Below are 19,959 nucleotides of genomic sequence, written 5' to 3' on the forward strand. Positions count from 1 at the left end.
GTATCCGGTTGTTGCCTGGAGGCGGGTGTTCGTCGATCTACCGGCTTGACATCTTTTTCCTGCAAACAACCCCCAGTAAACTAGCACTCCCCATGAAACAAGATTAGCCACGCTGCCTGGTCGCGTTCTGTTGCACAATACGCCCCGGACCGTTTCTCTCAGGATGTTCAATGTTCAAATCATTTCCCATGCGCACCGTAGGGCTTGCATTGGTGCTGGCCGCCGCAGCCGGTTGTTCGTCGAAGAAAACCGCCATCTATGAGCACGAGAACTTCGATGATTCCGGCACGTTCTCGCGCACGTATCCGGTGAGTGACGCGGCCACCTGCGAAGCCGGGCGCCGGGCGTTGCTCAGCCAGGGCTACATCATCACCAGCAGCGATCCGAAGCTGGTCAGCGGTCACAAGAGTTTCCAGCAGACCGGCGAAACCCATATGGAGATCAGTTTCAACCTGGTCTGTGCCGAAGATGGCGGTACCGGGCACCGGGCGACCATGTTCGCCAACGCCTTGCAGGACCGTTATGCCCTGAAGAAAACCAACAACTCCGCCAGCCTGGGCGTGGGCGTGCTGGGTTCGGTGTCGATGCCGATCGGCTCCTCGGATGATTCGATGGTCAAGGTCGCCAGCGAAACCGTGTCGGCGGCCAAGTTCTATGAGCGTTTCTTTGCCTTGGTAGAGCTGTTCCTGCCTCCCGAAGCGAAGAAAGCCGCCGAGAATGCCGACAAACCGAAGGCCGAGCTGGGTGTACCGGAAACCAAGGCCGAGTCGGCCGCCTTGATGCCTGCACCGACTCCAGATCCGGCTCCAGCCCCAGCGGCCGAGCCTGTTGCGCCTGCGCCTGCAGCGGCCACACCTGTCGAGGAGGCTGCGCCGGCCCCCGTCGAAACCGCTCCTGCGGTGTCGGAGCCTGTCGCACCGCCGAGCGAGCCCGCGCCGATTGCGCCTGAATCGTTCGAGTCTGCGCCGACGACAGAAACCGTGACACCGCCACCACCACCGTCCAGCTCGTTGCCGGCCCCGACCGAGCCGATCCAGCCGCTTCCGGCCTCCTGAGATCCAGTGGCAGGGAGTTACTTCCTGCCACACTTCACGCAGTAATTTCCCGACCCTGTGCTACGTTTAATTCATGAAGCCTTTGCTTCATGTTTTGTTCATATAGCAGCTTTATGCTGATGCCAGCGCCATCAGGCATTGGTTCAACGACAGGGGAAGGACGCGTAATGGATGATTATCAGGAAGAGCTGCTGGAATACCAGGCCTACGAACTGGACCCGCTGGAACCCGCCGAAGATGCAACGGAGTTGTAACGCAGCTGCAAGCTTGAAGCTTGAAGCTTAACTCCCTCTGTGGCTACGGCGAAACTCCCCAGGCGTCTGGTCATTCCAACGCTTGAAGGCCCGTTGAAAGGCTTCGGCTGAGGCAAACCCCAACAGGTAGGCGATTTCACCGAACGCCAGTTCGGTATCGCGTATGTAGGTCATTGCCAAGTCGCGACGGGTGTCGTTGAGGATGGCGCGAAACTGCGTGCCTTCCTCGGCCAGCTTGCGACGCAGGGTCCAGGTCGGCAGCTTCAGGCGAGCCGCCACTTCTTCCAGGTCGGGTTCCCGGCCGCCGCTGAGCAACGGTCCCAGCAGCTGGATGATGCGCTCGCGCAGGCTGCGGGTGCGGGTCAGCTGTTCCAGTTCCCGTTCACATAACTGAACCAGGTGATGCCAGGTACTGGGGCAATGCTGCGGGTTGCGCTGGGCAAGGCTGTCCAGGCCCAGGCGCAGTTGATTCTGTTCGGCGCCAAACTGGATCGGGCAGTCACCGAGTGTGCGGTAGGCCTCCTGATACGGCGGTTCCTCGAATTCGATGTCTATGCGTTCGGGCCGCAGCGCGACGCCGCTGACGCTGGACAATTGCGCCAGCCAGCCGGCAATGATCGAGTCCACGACGAAGCGGTTGTAGGCGTTATACGGGCTGATGGAATAGAACCGCAGCCAGGCGCCGCGGGCATCCTCATGGAAACTCGATTGGCCGCGATAGTTGGAGCCGTACAGCGGCTCGAAGCGGATCATGCAGCGGGCCGCCTCGCGTACGGTCGGCGCCTGGGCAGCGGTGACGCCGGCCAGCCCGGCCTGGCTCAAACGGCCGAGCTGACCCATGCGCAGGCCCAGGGCCGGGTCCTGGGTCTGTTGAATCGCGGCGTGGCCCAGGCGCATGTACCGTGGAATCGACAGGCGTGCCCCGGGCTCGGCCAGGCGCGCGGCGTCGAGGCCGTACTGTTCAAGCAGGGGCTTGGGGTCTTGCCCATGGCTGGCGACCGCGTCAGCCAGGCTATGGACGAAGCCTACCGACAGGTCCCCCAGGCGCATCGGCTGCGGTTTCATGTTTACAACCACAAGTTCAACAGGCGGGCGCCACGGGCTTCGCCGTCGGGGAAGTGCTGGCCGTTGTGGCTGATGAAGCTCTGGCCGGCGCTGCCGCTGTCCCAGAATTGCCCGCGCAGGAACACGCTGACGCCGCCCCGGGCCTGGCTGATAGGCAACTGGCTGGTCAGTGTCAGGCGATGCCAGGCTTGCCCCTCGCTCACTTCGCCAGGCCTGAGGCTCACTTCGCTCGGCGTGGACAGGCCTTTATAACCGCTCCAGGGCTTGTCCCAGGCGCCGCGACCGATGACAAAGGCGGGTACCGCGATCAGTTGCGCACCCTGTTCATTGAGCTGCCGGTAGTGGAGCGGGTACCAACTGTCGCTGCCGATCAGCACGCCCAGGCGCCCGGCAGGCGTGTCGATGACCAGGGGGGCGGCCGGATGCTCGGCGCCCAGCACATCCTGTTGCTCGAACACCGGATGTCGTTGGCGTTGCGGCTGGCCGATCGGCCGGCCATCGCTGCCGAACACCAGGCTGCTGTTGTACAACGCGCCACGGCCAATTTTCAGCTCGCCTTCGTTGACGCTGGGTTCGGGCAGCACGATGGAGCCCGCCACCAGGGTGATGCCGAACTCCTTGGCCAGCCCGCCGAACAGTGTTTGATAATCACGGGCCATGCGCTCGGCTTTCATGCGCAGGTAGGCATCGTCCAATCGGTTATTGCCCTCGGCGCTGACCAGCGCCTGGACGAACGCCAGCGGATTGCTCACCGCCAGCCAGTTCATGGCTTCCTTCAGGGTGGTGGCCTGGTACAACTCGTCTTTTTCGCCACCGACCATCAGCCAGGTGCCGATGTGCTCGGGCAGGACCACGACGGTCTTGGCATTGAGAAAACCCTGGTCGCGGGCTGCCTGCAGATAGGCCGCCAGTTTGCGATGCAGGCGCTCGGGGCTTTGGTAGTCGGTGGGGAACAGTTCGGGCTGGATGCCCAGCAGATTGCCACGGTCGGCCGGCGTGCCCTGGTCGACCGCCAGGGTGATGCGCAGGTCTGACAGGTAATGGCCGGCCGGCCGATCCGTCGTCCACAGTGCGTAGGTGACCAAGGCGGCAATCAAGGCCAGTGAAAACAGCAAGTACAGAAATTTGCGCATGGGGGAACAGTCAGCGGCCGTGTTCAGGTTCGTGATTTTTCATCAAGCGTCACGGGGCAGGGTACGGTAAAACAAGGGATTAGCGAAGGGCGGGTGAGGATTTGTACGCACGGCAAGCGTCCGCAAAGGCGTCCATGGAACCCGTGGACGCCCTGGGCGCTGGGCAGGGCGGCTAGTGACTCTTGGCCTTCCTGATCCGGATCAGAATCAGCAACATGATCAACAACACCGGTGGCGTCATGCCCAGCAGCGCGTCACGGGCCGAGAGGTGTGCGCCCAAGGTGTGCAACCCGCTGTAGACCAACTTGAACAGGTTGATCAGGTAGTACGTGATGGCGATGATCGACAGGCCTTCCACGGCGCGCTGGATCTTGATCTGGGCATCGGCGCGGGCATTGAGGCTGCGCAGGATCTCGGCGTTCTGGTCTTCCATCTCGACTTGCACGCGGGCTTGCAGCAGGTCGCCCAGGTTGGCGACGCTCATGGCCAGTTGTTCGAGGCGCTGTTCAGTGGCGGCGCAATAACGCACCGTGGGCTTGAAACGGCGTTCGATGAACACGCCCAAACGCTGGCAATCTCCCAAATGGCTTTCGCGCAACTCCCCCAGGCGCTCGAACACCAATTGCGCGTAGGCGCGGGTCGCGCTGAAGCGGTGGCGAGTCCTGACCGAACTGCTGACGACCTGGCGCGACAGCAGGGCGATATCCTCCAACAGGGCCTTGGCATGCACCCCACTGGCGTTGGCGTTGCGCTCGGAGAGGCTCACCAGGGTGCGATCGAATTCGTTCAGTTGCGGGTCCAGTGCCTTGGCGATACTGAGGGACAAGGACGCCATCATGCGATAGGTCTCGATTTCCAACAGGCGCCGAATCATGCGCCCCTGGCGATAGGCGTTGAGCCGTCGGTTGATGAACAAGAGGCGATTGGTGCCGTCCTCGGTCAGGCGAAAATCGCTCCAGACCACCGCATCGCCACCGCCCACGCATGAGCCGCAAGGGTCCTTGAAACCGTAGCTGGGCAGGTCGAGGCCGGCTTCGGCGCGCACCACCACCTGAACGGCATTGATGAGGTGCTGGGTGTGACCTTCGATGCCCCGGGCAAGGCTTTCGGGCAGTGTCGTCCATTGCAGCTCGTTGCTGCTGGCAGGCACGACCAGGGTCAGGGTAAAGAATTCGGCGTGACGCTCCCACTTGAGTGGATGCCCATCAAGGCGGGTGATGCCTTGTGCGGCGTCTGCTGCGACGGTATCGGGGCACAGTCGCTCCAGTAGAGCGTTGCACTGGGCGTTGTCGCCCAGGAATGCCAAGTGGAAGACGTGGGCCGGTTCGTCGAAATACAACGACGGGCGGGCGTGCAACTCGTTGTGCAGCATTTTTCGTTGGGGATGCATGCAATGACGACCATGTTATTAGGGCTATTTTTGGTTTGAGCACCTGGTCCAGCGTTGATAGGACTGGCTCATCCGGCTGAGAGTCACGCACAGCTGATCGGCGCCCTGCACATTTGGATCATTAAGTTGTCAGTTACGGTCATTGAGCAGCCGCAGCCGGACTCTTACGCTGTGGGCCATGACAGACGCAAGCCGCAGAGCTTGCGCTTTATTCCCGTGATCGCCCGTTGTGGAGCTACCGATGACCGCCTCTCATTACCCGCACCTGCTGGCCCCGCTGGACTTGGGCTTCACCACGTTGCGCAACCGTACCCTGATGGGCTCGATGCACACCGGCCTGGAAGAGAAACCCGGTGGCTTCGAACGCATGGCGGCGTATTTCGCCGAGCGCGCCCGGGGCGGCGTGGGCCTGATGGTCACCGGTGGGATCGGGCCGAACGACGAGGGCGGTGTCTACTCCGGCGCGGCCAAGCTGACCACCGAAGAAGAGGCGCTCAAGCACCAGATCGTCACCCGGGCCGTGCATGAGGCCGGCGGCAAGATCTGCATGCAGATTCTTCACGCCGGGCGCTACGCCTATAGCCCCAAGCAAGTGGCACCGAGTGCGATCCAGGCGCCGATCAACCCATTCAAGCCCAAGGAACTGGACGAGGAGGGTATCGAGAAGCAGATCAGCGATTTCGTCACTTGCTCGGTCCTGGCCCAGAAGGCGGAATATGACGGCGTCGAGATCATGGGCTCGGAAGGTTATTTCATTAACCAGTTCCTGGCGGCTCATACCAACCACCGTACCGACCGTTGGGGCGGCAGCTATGAAAACCGCATGCGCCTGCCGGTGGAAATCGTCCGTCGGGTGCGCGAGGCGGTAGGCCCGAACTTCATCATCATCTTTCGCCTGTCGATGCTTGACCTGGTGGAAGGCGGCAGCACCTGGGACGAAATCGTCCAGTTGGCCAAGGCCATCGAGCAGGCCGGCGCGACGATCATCAACACCGGTATCGGTTGGCACGAAGCACGGATTCCCACCATCGCCACCAAGGTTCCACGGGCGGCGTTCAGCAAAGTCACGGCCAAGCTGCGCGGTTCGGTGAACATCCCGCTGATCACCACCAACCGCATCAACACCCCGGAAGTGGCCGAGCAGATCCTGGCCGAAGGCGATGCCGACATGGTTTCCATGGCGCGGCCGTTCCTGGCCGATCCGGAGTTCGTCAACAAGGCGGCTGCCGGTCGCAGCGATGAAATCAACACCTGCATCGGCTGCAACCAGGCGTGCCTGGACCACACCTTCGGCGGCAAGCTCACCAGTTGCCTGGTCAACCCGCGGGCCTGCCACGAAACCGAGCTGAACTACCTGCCGGTGACCCAGGTGAAGAAAATTGCCGTGGTCGGTGCCGGCCCGGCCGGGTTGTCCGCGGCCACGGTGGCGGCCGAGCGTGGGCACCAGGTGACGCTGTTCGATTCGGCCAGCGAAATCGGTGGCCAGTTCAACGTCGCCAAGCGCGTGCCGGGCAAGGAAGAGTTCTTCGAAACCCTGCGCTACTTCAAGCGCAAATTGCAGACCAGTCATGTCGAGCTGTGCCTCGACACCCGGGTGGATGTGGCGCAATTGGTGGCCGGCGGTTACGACGAGATCATCCTCGCCACCGGCATCGCCCCCCGGGTGCCGGCGATTCCCGGGGTGGAGCATGCCAAGGTCTTGAGCTACCTGGACGTGATCCTCGAACGCAAGCCGGTGGGGCGCAGTGTCGCGGTGATCGGTGCCGGCGGTATTGGCTTCGACGTGTCGGAGTTCCTGGTTCACCAGGGCGTCGCCACCAGCCAGGACCGTGAGGCGTTCTGGAAGGAGTGGGGGATCGACACCCATCTCCAAGCGCGCGGCGGTGTCGCCGGGATCAAGGCCGAACCCCATGCACCGGCACGCCAGGTATTCCTGCTGCAACGCAAGACGTCCAAGGTCGGTGACGGCCTGGGCAAGACCACCGGCTGGATTCACCGCACGGGCCTGAAGAACAAGCAGGTGCAGATGCTCAACAGCGTCGAGTACCTGAAGATCGACGACGACGGCCTGCACATCCGCATCGGCGAAGCCGGCGAGCCGCAAGTGCTGGCCGTGGACAACATCGTGATCTGCGCCGGCCAGGATCCGCTGCGTGAGTTGCAGGAAGGCCTGGAAGCGGCAGGGCAGACCGTTCATCTCATCGGCGGTGCCGATGTGGCGGCTGAGCTGGATGCCAAGCGGGCGATCAACCAGGGCTCGCGGTTGGCGGCGCAGTTGTAAAGCACAAAAACTGTGGGCGCGACCTTAGCTTGCAAATATGGAAGCCAAGGTCGCCGCCGATTCCAGGTGGGAGCGGGCTTGCTCGCGAAGGCGGTGTGTCAGTCAATGAAAATATTGGATGTGCCTGCCTCTTCGCGAGCAAGCCCGCTCCCACAGGTTTTGGTGGTGTCAGGTTCTTCGCGACCAAGCTGGTAAGATGCCAGCCCATTTCCTCCGACCTGCCGCCATGCTGCTTCCTGCCCTCGACTGGCATCCCCAACCCCGACTCGAACCCCTTCACCTGGACTGGCTCGCCCGTGCCGGTGTTGAAGTGGCGGTGTTGCGCCTGGACCGGATCGATCCACTGATCAGCGGCAACAAGTGGTTCAAACTGATCCATCATCTGCGCGCCGCCCAGGAGGCCAGTGCCGAGGGGGTCATGAGCCTGGGTGGGGCCTATTCCAATCATTTGCATGCGCTGGCGGCGGCCGGCAAGCGCTTCGGGTTTCCCACGGCCGGGCTGCTGCGCGGTCACCCCCAGGACACACCGACGGTGCGCGACCTGACAGCATTCGGCATGGAGTTGCATTGGTTGGGTTATGGCGGATACCGAGAGCGACATGCACCAGGTTTCTGGGGGCCGTGGCAGGCCCGCTATCCACATTTGCACCCGGTGCCCGAGGGCGCTTCGGGATTGCCTGGGGCACAAGGCTGCATGGCCTGGGCGGCCAGTGTCGATCAACAATTGGCGGCGTTGGGGTGGGCGGATTATCACGGCTGGTGGCTGGCCTGCGGCACGGGAACATCACTGGCTGGGCTGGTGCTGGCCGAAGCGGGCAAGCGTGCGGTCTACGGTGTGCTGGCGGTGCCCCCGGACCATGGCGTGGCCCAGCAGGTCGAGCGCATTGTGGGGGAGGCGGGGCTTTGTTATCCGCGTTATGAATTGCTCGATGGCAGCCGTGGTGGTTTCGCCCGGGTCGATGCCGAGCTGACTGCCTTCATCGAAACCACGGCGGCCATCGAACTGGAACCGTTGTACACCGGCAAGGCCTTGATGGCGCTCAAGGTGCACGTCGAGGCCGGAAGGTTTGCCCCTGGCACCCGTTTGATCTTTGTCCACACCGGCGGTCTGCAAGGCCGCCGAGGGTTCGACTGACGCCGGTCAGCCGCGTTTGGGCATCATCCGCAACAGCGTGTTGTCGCGTACCACGTAGTGGTGATACAGCCCCGCCAAGGCATGCAGGCCAATCAACCAATAGCCGATGGTGCCGCCGAGCACGTGCCAGCCTTCCAATTGCTTGGCAAAATCCTTGTCTTGATCGATGAGCAACGGCAAATCGAAACCGTAGAACATCACCTGGTGCCCTTCGGCGCTGGTGATCAGCCAGCCCAGCAGCGGCATGGCGATCATGAATACATACAGCGCCCAGTGCATCAGGCGGGCGAGGAGGGTTTGCCAGGCGGGGGAGGCCGGGAAAATTGCCGGTGCCTTGCCCCTGGTGCGGGCGAACAGGCGCAGCCAGGCCAGCAGGAACACGGTCAGGCCAAGCATGAAATGCGCTTCCTTGATCAGGGTCCGGCCACCACTGCCCTTGGGGAAAATTCCCCGCAACTCAATGCAGGCATAAACCACGGCCAGCAGCACCAGCATCAGCCAATGCAAGGTTACCGTGACGGTACTGTAGCGGTTTTCCGAGTTCTTCCAGGGCATCGCGGTATCTCCAACAATCAGGGCAAAAGCGCCGTCTAGAGCGGCGTTGTGTCTCCACTGTATGCCCGTTTCGCTGGGTTTGCTTGAGCCAGATCAGGTTTGCCGGCAAGAAGCCACGCGCCGGCTCAGGGCGTGAAGTTTGGCGGGTTCAGCAGCCAGTCCAACAGAAGTCCGGCATCAGGGTTGCCACGGAACGGTTTCGGTGGGGCGGCGGCGTGTCCTGCGCCGGTATCGACAGCCCCTGGGCACAGCACCGGCCGGTCGGGGTCGCCATCGAGAAAACTGACCAGCACTTCGCTGCCGGCCCTCAGCGAGGGGCTGTTGTTCAGCGTCAGTCGCGACACGGGCAACGTGATGCCTTCCTGGTCCGGCGCCCAGAGGCTGACGCTGACTTGCCCGCGCTCATCGGACTGGGCCGGTTGGCCGGGATGGCCGAGTACATGGGCCCGGTGATACCCGGGGATGCAGGGCTTGGGGTGTTTGAGGGCCGGCCTGAACACCGTGGCCCAGGGGATGGCGGTGAAGCGGTTGTGGTAGTCACGGGCCGACGATGTGGTGGGGAGGTCCGGTTCAAGAATCGAAAACTGCCGGCCGCGGTGCTGGACCTCGGTGATTAGCCATTGATCGTTGAACGTGGAAACCGGGTGCTCGCAGATCTGCACGATGTCGCCGCCGTGCAGGGCGGGTTGGTCACTGTGGCCATGGATTTCCCGCTGCCGACAGCGTAACCGTTCCAGGTGGCGGCGACCGGCCTGGTACCGGTGAGTCAAGGCCGGGTCGCCGTGCATGGCCTCATGGTCGATCTGCTCAATGGGTTGATTCGCCGCCCAGGCCTCGGTGTCGGTCGTGGCCCGATCGCTGAACCCGATGGGCAAGCCAGGCAGCATCCCGTGGTGACGCAAATACAAGCGCTTGATGGCCGGTATCGAATTGTCGTTCGGGCGCAGGGACAGTTCGACGGGCCGTGTGGGAAAACTCTTCGGGTCTTCGGCAAACACCAGGACGTGGCCCTGGGGGGTGTGTTCGAAGTGGTAATGAATGCCTTCTTCCTCGCACAGCCGTTGCAGGAGGGTCAGGTCGCTTTCGTCGTACTGGATGCAGAATGGGCGGCATGGATACTGCCCGTGGGGCAGCTCGAAACGATAGCTGTCGGCGGGCAGGCCGTTGTCTTCCAGCAGGCGTTGCAGCACCTGCACCACCCTGAGCCGATGGAAAACCCGGCGCCGTGGGCCTTGTTCCAATTGCTGCAGGTAGGGAACCAAGGTCAAGCGATAACTGATACGCCGCGGTGCCGGGGCGCTCAGGCTGATGCTGTGGATAATCCCATGGATACCCGAGTCGCGGTCCAGGCGCAGGAAGGCCGGGTGCCCCAATAGCAGGTCGGGGTTTATCGGCGGGGCCAGGCCGATCAATTCGAGGTCGAAACGGTACGGCTGGTTGAGGGCTTCGCGGCCATTGAAGCGCAAGACTTGCAACTGTAAATCGCTTTGCGTGAGCGTCAGGCTGAAGGGACTTTCCGTGTCGTTGCGCATCGCGCCTCCTACTGGCGGGGAGAGAGGCACAGAGGGTACGAAACCACGGGAGGAAATGGTGCTTGTGAGCCGCTATTTCAGAAACGCCCTACAACACACTGTGAAAATGCCGATCCGGCAGGGTGAATTTTTTGGTCGATCAGCCGGTTTAGGCCGTATAAACTTGCGCCACAGCGCCGGCCGGCAGATGTCTCGGCGCGTCAGACAAGAGAGTGAGTAATGGGCGCACAGTGGAAGGTTAAACACAAAGAAGCGGCTGCCAACGCCAAGGGCAAGATCTTCGGCAAGCTGGTGAAGGAAATCACCATTGCCGCACGCAACGGCGCTGATACCGCGACCAACGCGCACTTGCGTCTGGTGGTCGAGCAGGCGAAAAAGGCCTCGATGCCCCGCGAGACCCTGGAACGCGCGATCAAGAAAGGTTCTGGCCAGCTCGGTGAAACCGTGCAATACCACCGCGTCACCTACGAAGGATTCGCGCCGCACCAGGTGCCGCTGATCGTTGAATGCGTGACCGATAACATCAACCGTACCGTGGCCGAAATTCGCGTCGCCTTCCGCAAGGGCCAACTGGGCGCCTCGGGTTCGGTGGCGTGGGACTTCAACCATGTCGGTATGATCGAAGCCGCGCCGGACAGCCCGGATGCCGATCCGGAAATGGCCGCCATCGAGGCCGGTGCCCAGGATTTCGAGCCGGGTGACGAAGGCGCGACGTTGTTTATCACCGACCCTGCCGACCTCGATGCGGTACAGAAGGCCTTGCCGGAGCAGGGCTTCACCGTGTTGTCGGCCAAGCTGGGCTACCAGCCGAAGAACCCGGTCAGCGGCTTGAGCGATGAGCAGATGGCCGAAGTCGAAGCCTTCCTCGAAGGCCTCGACAATCACGATGACGTGCAGGACATGTTTGTCGGGTTGGCGGGGTAAGCAGTACACCCTGTGGCGAGGGAGCTTGCTCCCGCTCGGCGGCGAAGCCGTCGCAAATGGGCCGACGCGGTCTTACTGACAGACCGCGGTGCCGGATCAGGGCTGCTTCGCAGCCCAGCGGGAGCAAGCTCCCTCGCCACGGTCACGGAGCAAACCTTCAATCTCATCGAACCCCGGCCGTGCCAGCACCTCCGGCTGACAGCAGCGCGCCTGTAAATCCTGCAGCCATGCAAGATCCTGTGCCGCGAGCGCCGGTTCGATCCGCGCCAGCAATTCCCCCAGCAGAATCCCGAAGGCCCGCACCTCGATGCGTTGCAGTGCGCGGGTTTGCAGGTTATCCGTGATGGCGTGGAACGACGCCGCGCCAAAATCGCCCAGCAGGCAATCGCCCTGGTCATTGCACAGGATGTTGTGCCCGTAGAGATCGCCGTGGGTGATGCCTTGGCGGTGCAGGTGCGCCGCCGCCGAGGCGATGCCGTGAGCGATGCGCAATGCCGCCGGGGCGCTCAGGCGCAGATCATCGGCATACACGTCGCGGGTGCATGACGCCAGGCTCGGCAGCCCGGCGAGGTTGCGGTAGCTGGGCTCGATCAGCGCCATCACCAGCCCGGCCTGTTGCTCGGGGTGCCCGGTGACTTGGCCCAACACGTCGATCAGGTTCGGGTGTCGACCGGCCGTGATGCAGGCATGCATTTCATGCAGGGGCGAGCCGTCGCTGGTCATCTGGCCTTTGTATAGCTTCACGGCGACGTTTCGCGCCACCTGGCCGGGGGCTTGCCAGAGCGCCTGGTGAATCACCCCGGATGCGCCTTCACCCAGTGGTTGTTGCAGCGCCAGTTGCGACCAGTCGATAGGCACAGTGGTATTCAGGGCCGCCGCTTCCGCTTGGGCTTCCAGCGGGTTGCCGGCGTAGGCCAGCCAACTGAGGCTCGGTAGTTCCAACAACCATTGCGGCAGTTCGGTCAGTTGATTGGCGGCGATGCGCAGCAGTTCCAGGCGATGACACTGGCCCAGGCTCGCCGGCAACTGCTGCAAACGGTTACCGGCCAGCATCAGTTTTTGCAGGTGCGGGCGTTGGCCCAGCTCGTCGGGCAACTCTTCGACGTCGTTATCGGTCAGGATCAACCAGCGCAGCCTTGGCGGCAGCGCGACGCCCGTGACACGGGTGATGCGGTTGGCCTTGAAACCAACCATGGTCAACGCGCTGCAACGGCCCAGGCATTCGGGCAGTTCGGTGAAGCGGTTATCCGAGCAGAACAACACACGCAGGTGGGGCAGCCGATGCAGGTCGTCGGGCAGCGTGTCCAGCTGATTGCCGCTGAGGTTGAGGATCTCGAGGGAATCGGCCAGCTCGAAGATTTCCCGGGGAAACTCCGTCAAGCCGCAGGCCAGGTCCAGCCGGGTAATCCCCGAGAGCTGGCCGGCGCGTAGTTGGGCGAGGGTGTGCATGGGAGGGTTCGCTGTTGATCAAGGGGCGGGCACAAATACTGAAACCAGCACAGACCTGTGGCGAGGGAGCTTGCTCCCGCTGGGCTGCATCGCAGCCCCAAAAGCGGCCATGCAATCAGGCTGACACACCTTGGTGTCAGGCTTGGGGTCTGCTTCGCAGCCCAGCGGGAGCAAGCTCCCTCGCCACAGGTTATCTGTTCAATTCGGTGTGAATTGGCCGCATGATAACTGCAAAGCGTGTCCTAGCGCTCGACACTGCGGTTCCAGCGGGCGTTCCAGGCCGGGCGTTGTTCGTTGACCTGGTCCCAATCCACGGCAATCGCTGTCTCCAGGTATTGCTTCATCGCCTCTACCTGGCCACGGGTCTTGTCGGTGGTCGGGGTGTTGGGGTTGGACGGAATCTGGTCGCCTTCTTCCAGGGCGATGGCCTGGGCTTGCGGGGTCAGCAGGAACTCTGCAAGTTTTTGCGCCAGTTCCGGCTGGGTGTTCTGCGCGATGGCGCATTCGGCGACGTTGAGGACCACGGCGCCTTCCTTCGGCTGGGCATATTCCACCGGCATGCCCTTGAGTTTCAACGCGGTCACCTGGGTAGGTGTCAGGGGGAATAGCGCGGCTTCGTCGGTTTGCAGCATTTCGGATATCTTCGCCGAGCTCGGGATGTACTCCAGCACATTGCGGCCCACCGTGTTCGGCCACGCCTTGAAGCCCGGCTCGACGTCGGTTTCGCTACCGCCCTGGATCCGGTTGAACATCAAGAAGCCGTGCAGGCCGAAGGTAGACGAGGCCATCGACTGGAACACCACTTTGTCCTTGAAGCGCGGATCGGCCAGGTCCATCCAGGAGGTGGGCGTATTCCAGCCTTTTTCCTTGAACAGCCGGGTGTTGTAGGCCAGCCCCGTCACGCCGAGGCTGACGGCCACGGCCTGATCCTTGATGCGTCCCTTGGCCGGGATCTGCGCCAGGGTCGGGCTGTCCTCGAGTTTGTCGCACAGGCCCATCGCGATGGCGCGGTACATGATGCCGTCATCGAGGAACATCACGTGCATCTGCGGGTTGCCCTTGCTGGCCTGGACTTTCGCCAGGATGTCGGCGGAGGTGCCGGGCACGATGACGACTTTGACGTTGTTGGCTTTCTCGAAAGCCGGCAAGACCTTGTCGGCGTAGAGCCGCTCCATGGTGCCGCCGTTCATGCCCAGGTAAAGCGTCGGCTCGGCCAATGCCTGGGTGACCGGGAGCAGGGCGCCCAGGCAAGCGGAACCCAGCGAGCAGAAACCGAACAATGCACTGCGTTTGACGTTATTCATTGGCGCGACCTTCCTCTATCAAGCAACGGGGATGGAGTGAAACCGGGTGATGGAAAACGCATCCAGCGGCGTGGACGAAGCCCCGCTGCAGATGATCTCGGTGAGCGCCTGGCCCACCGCCGGGCCGATCTGGAAGCCCGCGCCGGCAAAGCCGAACGCGTGCAATAGACCGGGCTGGGTGCTGCTGTGGCCGATCACCGGCTGGCGATCGGGCAGGTAGCCTTCGGTGCCGCTCCAGGTACGAATCGCCTGGGCGCCTTGCAAAAACGGGTAGAGCTCGACGGCCTGGCGCAGGATATCCAGCACGGCGTTCTGACCGGGCCGGGCGCGAGCGGCATCCAGCGCAAAACCTTGGCCGCCTCCCAGCACGCAGTTGCCGCGCGAGACCTGACGGGCGTAGATGCCACCGCCCTCGACGCCCGTGCTGGCATCCATGACCAAGGGCAAGGGTTCGGTGACCAGCATCGCCGGGTGCCCGGTGTGCATCGGCACCGCTTCGCCAAATTGCGCGGCGAACTGGCTGGCCCAGGCACCGGCGCAGTTCAGCAGCCAGGGCGCATGGAACGTCAGGTCCGTTGCGGTGCGTACGACAAAGCGCTGGCCCTCGTGCTCAACATGGCTGACGGCGCATTGTTCGTGGACTTGCGCACCCTGCCGGCGCGCGGCTTGGGCGAAGGCTGGCGATACCAGGCGCGGATTGGCATGGCCGTCTTCCGGGCACAGCGACGCCCCGACCGCGACGGTGCCGACCCACGGAAAGCGCGCGCGCAGGGCCGTGCGATCAAGCAGTTGCAAATCCAGGCCAAAGCCTTGGCTGGCGGCGGCGTAGTCGTGCAGCGCTTGCAGGTCTGCGGCACTGCGAGCCAGCTTGAGATGACCGCTGCGCTGGTACTCGCCGTCGATGCCGATCAACTGGGGCAACTGGTGCCAGATTTCATGGGCCCGTTGCGACAAGGGCAGTTGCGACAGCGGCCGACCCTGGCGACGTACACCGCCGTAGTTCACGCCACTGGAGTGCGAGCCACAGAAGTCGCGTTCCAACAGCGCCACCCGGCGTCCGGCCTGGCTCAGGAACAGCGCCGCCGAGGCGCCGACGATACCGCCGCCAATGATCACCGCATCCACTTCGATCATGGCTCGACCTCCAGGCCGAACGGTACGGGCTTGATCGGCGCCTGGGCCCGCAAGCGGCCGATGCTGGCGATGGCGCGGCCGCTCTCGCAGGCAATGATTTCCGCGGCGGCGGCACCGCACATCCGTCCCTGGCAACGCCCCATGCCGACCCGGCAATGGGCCTTGACCCGATTGATTTCCCAATGGCCTTCGTTCACCACGCGGCGGATGTCGCCAGCGCTGACTTCTTCGCAGCGGCAGATCATCAGTTGATCGGCGGCGTCGGCAGCCCAGTGTTCAGGAAAGGCAAACGCGCGCTCCAGGCCTTCGCGGAACCGGCCGATGCGTTCAAGGGCTTGTTCCAGTTGCGTGCAACGCTGTGGGTCGGTGGCGTAGCCGAGGTCTTCAAGCAAGGCCAGGGCCGCCCGTTCACCGGCCAGCTCTGCCGCGTCGGCGCCCATGATGCCGGCACCGTCACCGGCCAGGTAGATTCCCGGCACGCTGCTGCGTCCGGCGCGGTCCCGTTGGGGCAGCCACGCGCGATTGAGGATATTCCAGGCAAACTCGCAGCCCAACAGGTCGGCCAGTTGGGTTTCGCTGCGCAAGCCGTGGGCGAAGGCCACCGCGTCACAATCGAGTGTGTGTTCGCCGCTTGCGTTGCGCCATGCCAGCGACTGCACCCGGCGTTCTCCTTCGACACGCGCCAGGCTCGCCCCTTGATGCACGGCGATGCCATGGGTGGTCAGCCAGGCGCGATAATACAGGCCCTTGGCGAGGGTGGTCGGTTGTACCAGCAGGTCGGGTAGGGCGCGGACCTGGGCGCTAAACGGTGAGCTGTCGAGGACTGCGATCACGTTGGCGCCGGCTCGGGCGTATTGATAGGCCACCAGGTACAACAACGGGCCGCTGCCGGCGAACACCACCCGTTCGCCGATGGCGCACCCCTGGAACTTCAGGGCGATCTGCGCCGCGCCCAGACTGTACACCCCGGGCAGGGTCCACCCCGGCACTGGCAGGACCCGGTCGGTGGCGCCGGTTGCGACGATCACGCCGGCGTACTCGAGGCGATCGGCGCGGCCTGCATGCAAGGTATCGAGCAGGCCGGCCTCGGCATTCCACACCAGGGTATCGGGACGGTAATCGAGCTGTCCGCGCAATTGGTCGAGGGCCTGGTGGATGGCGTTGGCCTTGTGTGCTTCGAAGCCATAGAGCTTGTCCGGCGGGCGCTTGAAATTGGCCGGTTGGCGCCGATAGATCTGCCCGCCACCGCGGGCGGCTTCGTCCAGCAGCACCGGGTACAGGCCGTGGGCGACCAGGGTCTGCGCGGCACGGATACCCGCCGGGCCGGCGCCGATGATGGTTATCGGTTTCATCGCCACCTCACGGGCAGGGCCGGGGGATTTGCGCTGTTGTCGAAGCCGTCATCGCGAGCAGGCTCGCTCCCACATGGGGTCGGTTGTGGAGGCTGGTTTTGTGCACGCCGCAGGTCTCCTGTGGGAGCGAGCCTGCTCGCGAAGACGGCGGCACATCCAACGACGGTTTCAGCAGGCAGACCGCTTTCGCGAGCAAGCCCGCTCCCACATGGGATTGGTTGTGGACTTGGGTTTTGTGAGCGCCGCAGTTCCTCTGTGGGAGCGAGCCTGCTCGCGATGAGGCCGTGCCCGCCGACACTGTTCATACCTGGCGCCCCGGTTCGCGGCTGATGTGTTGTCCGGCTTCGAGCAAGGTCGAGCAGGCACGTACGCGGCGGCCGTCGCCCAGGCGCACCCAGCAATCCTGGCAGGCACCCATCAGGCAGAAGCCGGCCCGGGGTTCGGCGCTGAAGTCACTGCCGCGCAAGTGTTCGCTGCAGGTCAGCACGGCGGTCAGCAGCGTGTCGCCCAGCAGGCCGGTGGCAGGCTGGCCGTCGAGGATAAAGTCCAGGGCCGGGCGGTCGCCTTCGGCCAGTCGTTTCAGCAGTGCCATGACACCCTCATTGTTTGCCTACCAGGACCCGATCCAGGCCATAGACCCGATCGAGCAAAATCATGGTCAGCGCGGTGAGCCCGATGACCAGCGCCGACACTGCCGCCATCATCGGATCGATGGATTCGGTGGCGTACACGTACATGCGCACCGGCAAGGTTTGCGTGGCCGGCGAGGTGACGAAGATCGACAGCGTGACCTCATCGAAACTGTTGATGAACGCCAGCAGCCAGCCTCCGGCCACCCCCGGCAGGATCATCGGCAAAGTGATTTGCCGGAACAGCGTGAAGCGTCCGGCGCCTAGCGATTGCGCGGCCTGTTCGGCGCTGCGGTCCAGGCCGATGGCCGAGGCCAGCACCAGGCGCAGCACATACGGCGTGATCACCAGCACATGGGCGAAGATCAGCCAGGCGAAGCTGCCGTTCACGCCCATCAATGCAAACAGGCGCAGCAACGCCACCCCGAGCACCAGGTGCGGAATGATGATCGGTGACAGGAACAGGCCGTTGAAGAAGTCCCGGCCCGGAAACTCGAGCCGGGTGATCGCCAGGGCCGCCGGCACCGCGATCAAGGTCGCCAGCGAGGCCGCGCAGAACGCCAGGACCAGGCTGTTGTAGAACGCGTCGACAAAATCCGCCCGCTCGAACACCGCGCGGAACCAGCGCAGGGAAAACTCGGTGGTCGGCAGGCTCAGGGTGTTTTCCGGAGTGAAGGCGACGAGGCAGACCACCACCAGCGGCGCGAGCATGAAGATCACCACCAAGGCGTGGAACAACAGCGCGAAAGGACCGTTTCTAGACATGACCCATTACCCCAATGACTTCTTGTAGCGGCCTTCGATCATCCGGTTCCACGACAGCATGATCAGCAGGTTGAGCAGCAGCAGCGCGACGGCAATGGCCGCGCCCATCGGCCAGTTCAGCTCCGACAGGTACTGGTCGTAGATCAACGTGGCGACCATCTTCAAGCGCCGTCCGCCGAGCAGGCCGGGAATCGCGAAGGAGCTGGCGGCGAGACCGAACACAATCAGCGTGCCGGACAGCACGCCGGGCATGATTTGCGGCAGTACCACCTTGCGGATCACCGTGAACTGGCTCGCCCCGAGGGATAGCGCGGCCTGCTCGGCGGCCGGGTCGAGTTTCTGCAGCGAGGTCCAGACCGGAATGATCATGAACGGCAACATCACGTGGACCAGGGCGATGACCACGGCGAACGGCGTATAGAGCAGCTTCACCGGCGCGCCGCCGAAGGCTTGCAGGGCCTGGTTGACCAGGCCGTCGGCACCGAGCAAGAGGCTCCAGCCGAACGCCCGCACCACCACCGAAATCAGCAGCGGCGTGAGGATCAGGATCAGGAAAATCGAGCGCCACGGTGCGCCCATGCGGCTGAGAATGTACGCCTCGGGCACGCCGATCAGCACGCACAGGAGGGTGGTCAGGGCGCTGATCCAGAACGTGCGCAAAAAGATCTCGTAGAAGTACGGATCGCCCAACAGGCTGGTGTAGTGCTCGAAGGTGTAGGCATCGCCGTTGATGCCCGAGCTATAGTCGAATACGTTGAATGACAAGACCAAGGTCAAGCCCAGCGGAATGACCAACAAGCCCAGGTACAGGGCCAGGGCCGGCGCGGACATCAGGTAACCTTGCCGGCCGCGGCGCATCGCATCGATCAGCTTCATGCCGGTACCTCGTCCGCGCTCAGTACCCGCAGCAGCGCCGGATCCCAATCCAGGCCCACCGCCGTGCCTTCGACCAGGGGCGCCGAGCCATCGTTGCGGCGCACCACGCAGAGTTCACCCAGGCGGGTGGAGACGCCGTACAGCCATTGGCTGCCGAGAAAGAAGCGGCTGGTGAGGGTGCCTTGCAGTCGTCCTGAACCGACCTCGCACAGGTCGATTTTTTCCGGACGCAAACTCAGGGTCAGCTCACCCTCGGCCGGGCTGCAGGCTTGAACCATACCCGCGCTGTCGCGCCTGCCGGCCAGCAGGTTGGCTTTGCCGACGAAACCTGAAATGAACTCGGTGCGCGGGTGCTCGTAAAGGGTGTACGGCGCGTCGATCTGGGTGATGCGCCCGGCCTGCATCACCACGACCCGGTCGCTGATCGACAGGGCTTCGGATTGGTCATGGGTCACCATCAGCGTGGTAATGCCGACTTCGCGCTGGATGCGGCGTATTTCGAACTGCATCTCTTCGCGCAAGTTGGCGTCGAGGTTGGACAACGGCTCGTCGAGCAACAGCACCGGTGGTTCGATCACCAGCGCCCGGGCCAGTGCCACGCGTTGGCGCTGGCCACCCGAGAGTTCGCGTGGGTAGCGGTCGGCGTGACGGTCCAGGCGGACCAGTTTCAACACCCGATCCACCCGTTGTAGCAACTCGGCGTTGGCCACTTTGCGCATGCGCAGGCCGAAGGCGACGTTGTCCTTGACGGTCATGTGGGGGAACAGCGCGTAGCTCTGGAACACCACGCCCAGGCCGCGGCTGGCGGGCTTGGCGTGGGTGATGTCGCGGCCGTCCAGCAGGATGCGCCCGCTGCTGACTTCGACGAAGCCGGCGATCATCTGCAAGGTCGTGGTCTTGCCGCAGCCGGAAGGCCCCAATAGCGAGACGAACTCGCCTTTTTCCACCGACAGATGGGTGGCGACCACGGCGTCGATGTCGCCGTAACGTTTGCCAAGCCCTTCAAGTTGCAAAAAAGCCATCGCTGCGCTCCACCTGGGATTGTTATGCGTCGCCGCAAGGCGCGCTTTTTTGTATGGGCAGATACGAAAGGGTGCTGCTGGGGTGCGTTGGCGCTCGACCTCAA

At 63.5% G+C, this 19,959-nt stretch carries 18 protein-coding genes; 5 read left to right on the plus strand and 13 right to left on the minus strand.

All coding sequences use genetic code 11. The features are described 5' to 3' along the window. Positions 1 to 170 precede the first annotated feature (170 nt). Both HU715_RS05225 and HU715_RS27415 read left to right on the plus strand, forming a co-directional pair. A complete protein-coding gene (locus HU715_RS05225; protein WP_186710593.1) occupies positions 171 to 1,055 on the plus strand; it encodes a DUF2242 domain-containing protein in 885 nt (294 codons plus the stop codon). A 119-nt stretch (positions 1,056 to 1,174) separates the two neighbouring features. Then, on the plus strand, positions 1,175 to 1,309 hold the full coding sequence (locus tag HU715_RS27415; protein ID WP_264083855.1) for a hypothetical protein: 135 nt from the start codon (positions 1,175 to 1,177) through the stop codon (positions 1,307 to 1,309). Positions 1,310 to 1,336: 27 nt separating this feature from the next. Here the strand turns inward: HU715_RS27415 and HU715_RS05230 are convergent, their stop codons facing one another. From HU715_RS05230 to HU715_RS05240, 3 genes are all read right to left on the minus strand, one after another. Next, complete coding sequence (locus HU715_RS05230) at positions 1,337 to 2,374, minus strand: AraC family transcriptional regulator (protein WP_186710594.1); 1,038 nt, start codon at positions 2,372 to 2,374, stop codon at positions 1,337 to 1,339. Positions 2,375 to 2,376: 2 nt separating this feature from the next. Next, positions 2,377 to 3,507, minus strand: a complete 1,131-nt coding sequence (locus HU715_RS05235) for a carbon-nitrogen hydrolase family protein (RefSeq protein WP_186710595.1) — start codon at positions 3,505 to 3,507, stop codon at positions 2,377 to 2,379. A 172-nt stretch (positions 3,508 to 3,679) separates the two neighbouring features. Continuing rightward, the gene (locus HU715_RS05240) at positions 3,680 to 4,897 is read right to left on the minus strand and encodes a DUF3422 domain-containing protein (protein ID WP_186710597.1); all 1,218 of its coding nucleotides are present in this window, start codon (positions 4,895 to 4,897) and stop codon (positions 3,680 to 3,682) included. 241 nt (positions 4,898 to 5,138) lie between these two features. Between HU715_RS05240 and HU715_RS05245 the strand changes: the two genes are divergently transcribed. Both HU715_RS05245 and HU715_RS05250 read left to right on the plus strand, forming a co-directional pair. Then, positions 5,139 to 7,178, plus strand: a complete 2,040-nt coding sequence (locus HU715_RS05245; protein ID WP_186710599.1) for an oxidoreductase — start codon at positions 5,139 to 5,141, stop codon at positions 7,176 to 7,178. 226 nt (positions 7,179 to 7,404) lie between these two features. After that, entirely contained in the window at positions 7,405 to 8,313 is a 909-nt protein-coding gene (locus HU715_RS05250; protein ID WP_186710600.1) for a 1-aminocyclopropane-1-carboxylate deaminase/D-cysteine desulfhydrase, read from the plus strand. Positions 8,314 to 8,319: 6 nt separating this feature from the next. Here HU715_RS05250 and HU715_RS05255 read toward each other — a convergent pair whose 3' ends face one another. Further along, entirely contained in the window at positions 8,320 to 8,868 is a 549-nt protein-coding gene (locus tag HU715_RS05255; RefSeq protein WP_186710601.1) for a cytochrome b, read from the minus strand. A gap of 125 nt (positions 8,869 to 8,993) precedes the next feature. Continuing rightward, positions 8,994 to 10,400 (minus strand): type VI secretion system Vgr family protein, encoded by a 1,407-nt coding sequence (locus HU715_RS05260; protein WP_186710604.1) that lies wholly within the window; start codon positions 10,398 to 10,400, stop codon positions 8,994 to 8,996. Positions 10,401 to 10,619: 219 nt separating this feature from the next. Between HU715_RS05260 and HU715_RS05265 the strand changes: the two genes are divergently transcribed. After that, complete coding sequence (locus HU715_RS05265) at positions 10,620 to 11,324, plus strand: YebC/PmpR family DNA-binding transcriptional regulator (RefSeq protein WP_186710613.1); 705 nt, start codon at positions 10,620 to 10,622, stop codon at positions 11,322 to 11,324. 96 nt (positions 11,325 to 11,420) lie between these two features. Here HU715_RS05265 and HU715_RS05270 read toward each other — a convergent pair whose 3' ends face one another. The 8 genes from HU715_RS05270 to HU715_RS05305 all read right to left on the minus strand — a co-directional run bounded on the left by HU715_RS05270 (position 11,421) and on the right by HU715_RS05305 (position 19,855). Then, positions 11,421 to 12,773, minus strand: a complete 1,353-nt coding sequence (locus tag HU715_RS05270) for a leucine-rich repeat-containing protein kinase family protein (protein ID WP_186710615.1) — start codon at positions 12,771 to 12,773, stop codon at positions 11,421 to 11,423. A 242-nt stretch (positions 12,774 to 13,015) separates the two neighbouring features. Next, positions 13,016 to 14,077, minus strand: a complete 1,062-nt coding sequence (locus tag HU715_RS05275; protein WP_186710617.1) for an ABC transporter substrate-binding protein — start codon at positions 14,075 to 14,077, stop codon at positions 13,016 to 13,018. Between the two features lie 18 nt (positions 14,078 to 14,095). Then, positions 14,096 to 15,211, minus strand: a complete 1,116-nt coding sequence (locus HU715_RS05280) for an NAD(P)/FAD-dependent oxidoreductase (protein WP_186710619.1) — start codon at positions 15,209 to 15,211, stop codon at positions 14,096 to 14,098. Further along, entirely contained in the window at positions 15,208 to 16,563 is a 1,356-nt protein-coding gene (locus HU715_RS05285) for an FAD/NAD(P)-dependent oxidoreductase (RefSeq protein ID WP_186710622.1), read from the minus strand. Before HU715_RS05285 ends, HU715_RS05280 begins: the two co-directional genes overlap by 4 nt. 301 nt (positions 16,564 to 16,864) lie before the next feature. Further along, complete coding sequence (locus HU715_RS05290) at positions 16,865 to 17,155, minus strand: (2Fe-2S)-binding protein (protein ID WP_186710006.1); 291 nt, start codon at positions 17,153 to 17,155, stop codon at positions 16,865 to 16,867. Positions 17,156 to 17,162: 7 nt separating this feature from the next. Continuing rightward, positions 17,163 to 17,957, minus strand: coding sequence for an ABC transporter permease (locus tag HU715_RS05295; RefSeq protein ID WP_186710008.1), 795 nt, complete (start codon positions 17,955 to 17,957; stop codon positions 17,163 to 17,165). 6 nt (positions 17,958 to 17,963) lie between these two features. Beyond that, positions 17,964 to 18,833, minus strand: a complete 870-nt coding sequence (locus HU715_RS05300; protein ID WP_186710009.1) for an ABC transporter permease — start codon at positions 18,831 to 18,833, stop codon at positions 17,964 to 17,966. Then, positions 18,830 to 19,855, minus strand: a complete 1,026-nt coding sequence (locus tag HU715_RS05305; RefSeq protein ID WP_186710010.1) for an ABC transporter ATP-binding protein — start codon at positions 19,853 to 19,855, stop codon at positions 18,830 to 18,832. Before HU715_RS05305 ends, HU715_RS05300 begins: the two co-directional genes overlap by 4 nt. Between the last annotated feature and the right edge of the window lie 104 nt (positions 19,856 to 19,959).

Source organism: Pseudomonas zanjanensis (assembly GCF_014268745.2).
Lineage (GTDB): Bacteria > Pseudomonadota > Gammaproteobacteria > Pseudomonadales > Pseudomonadaceae > Aquipseudomonas > Aquipseudomonas zanjanensis.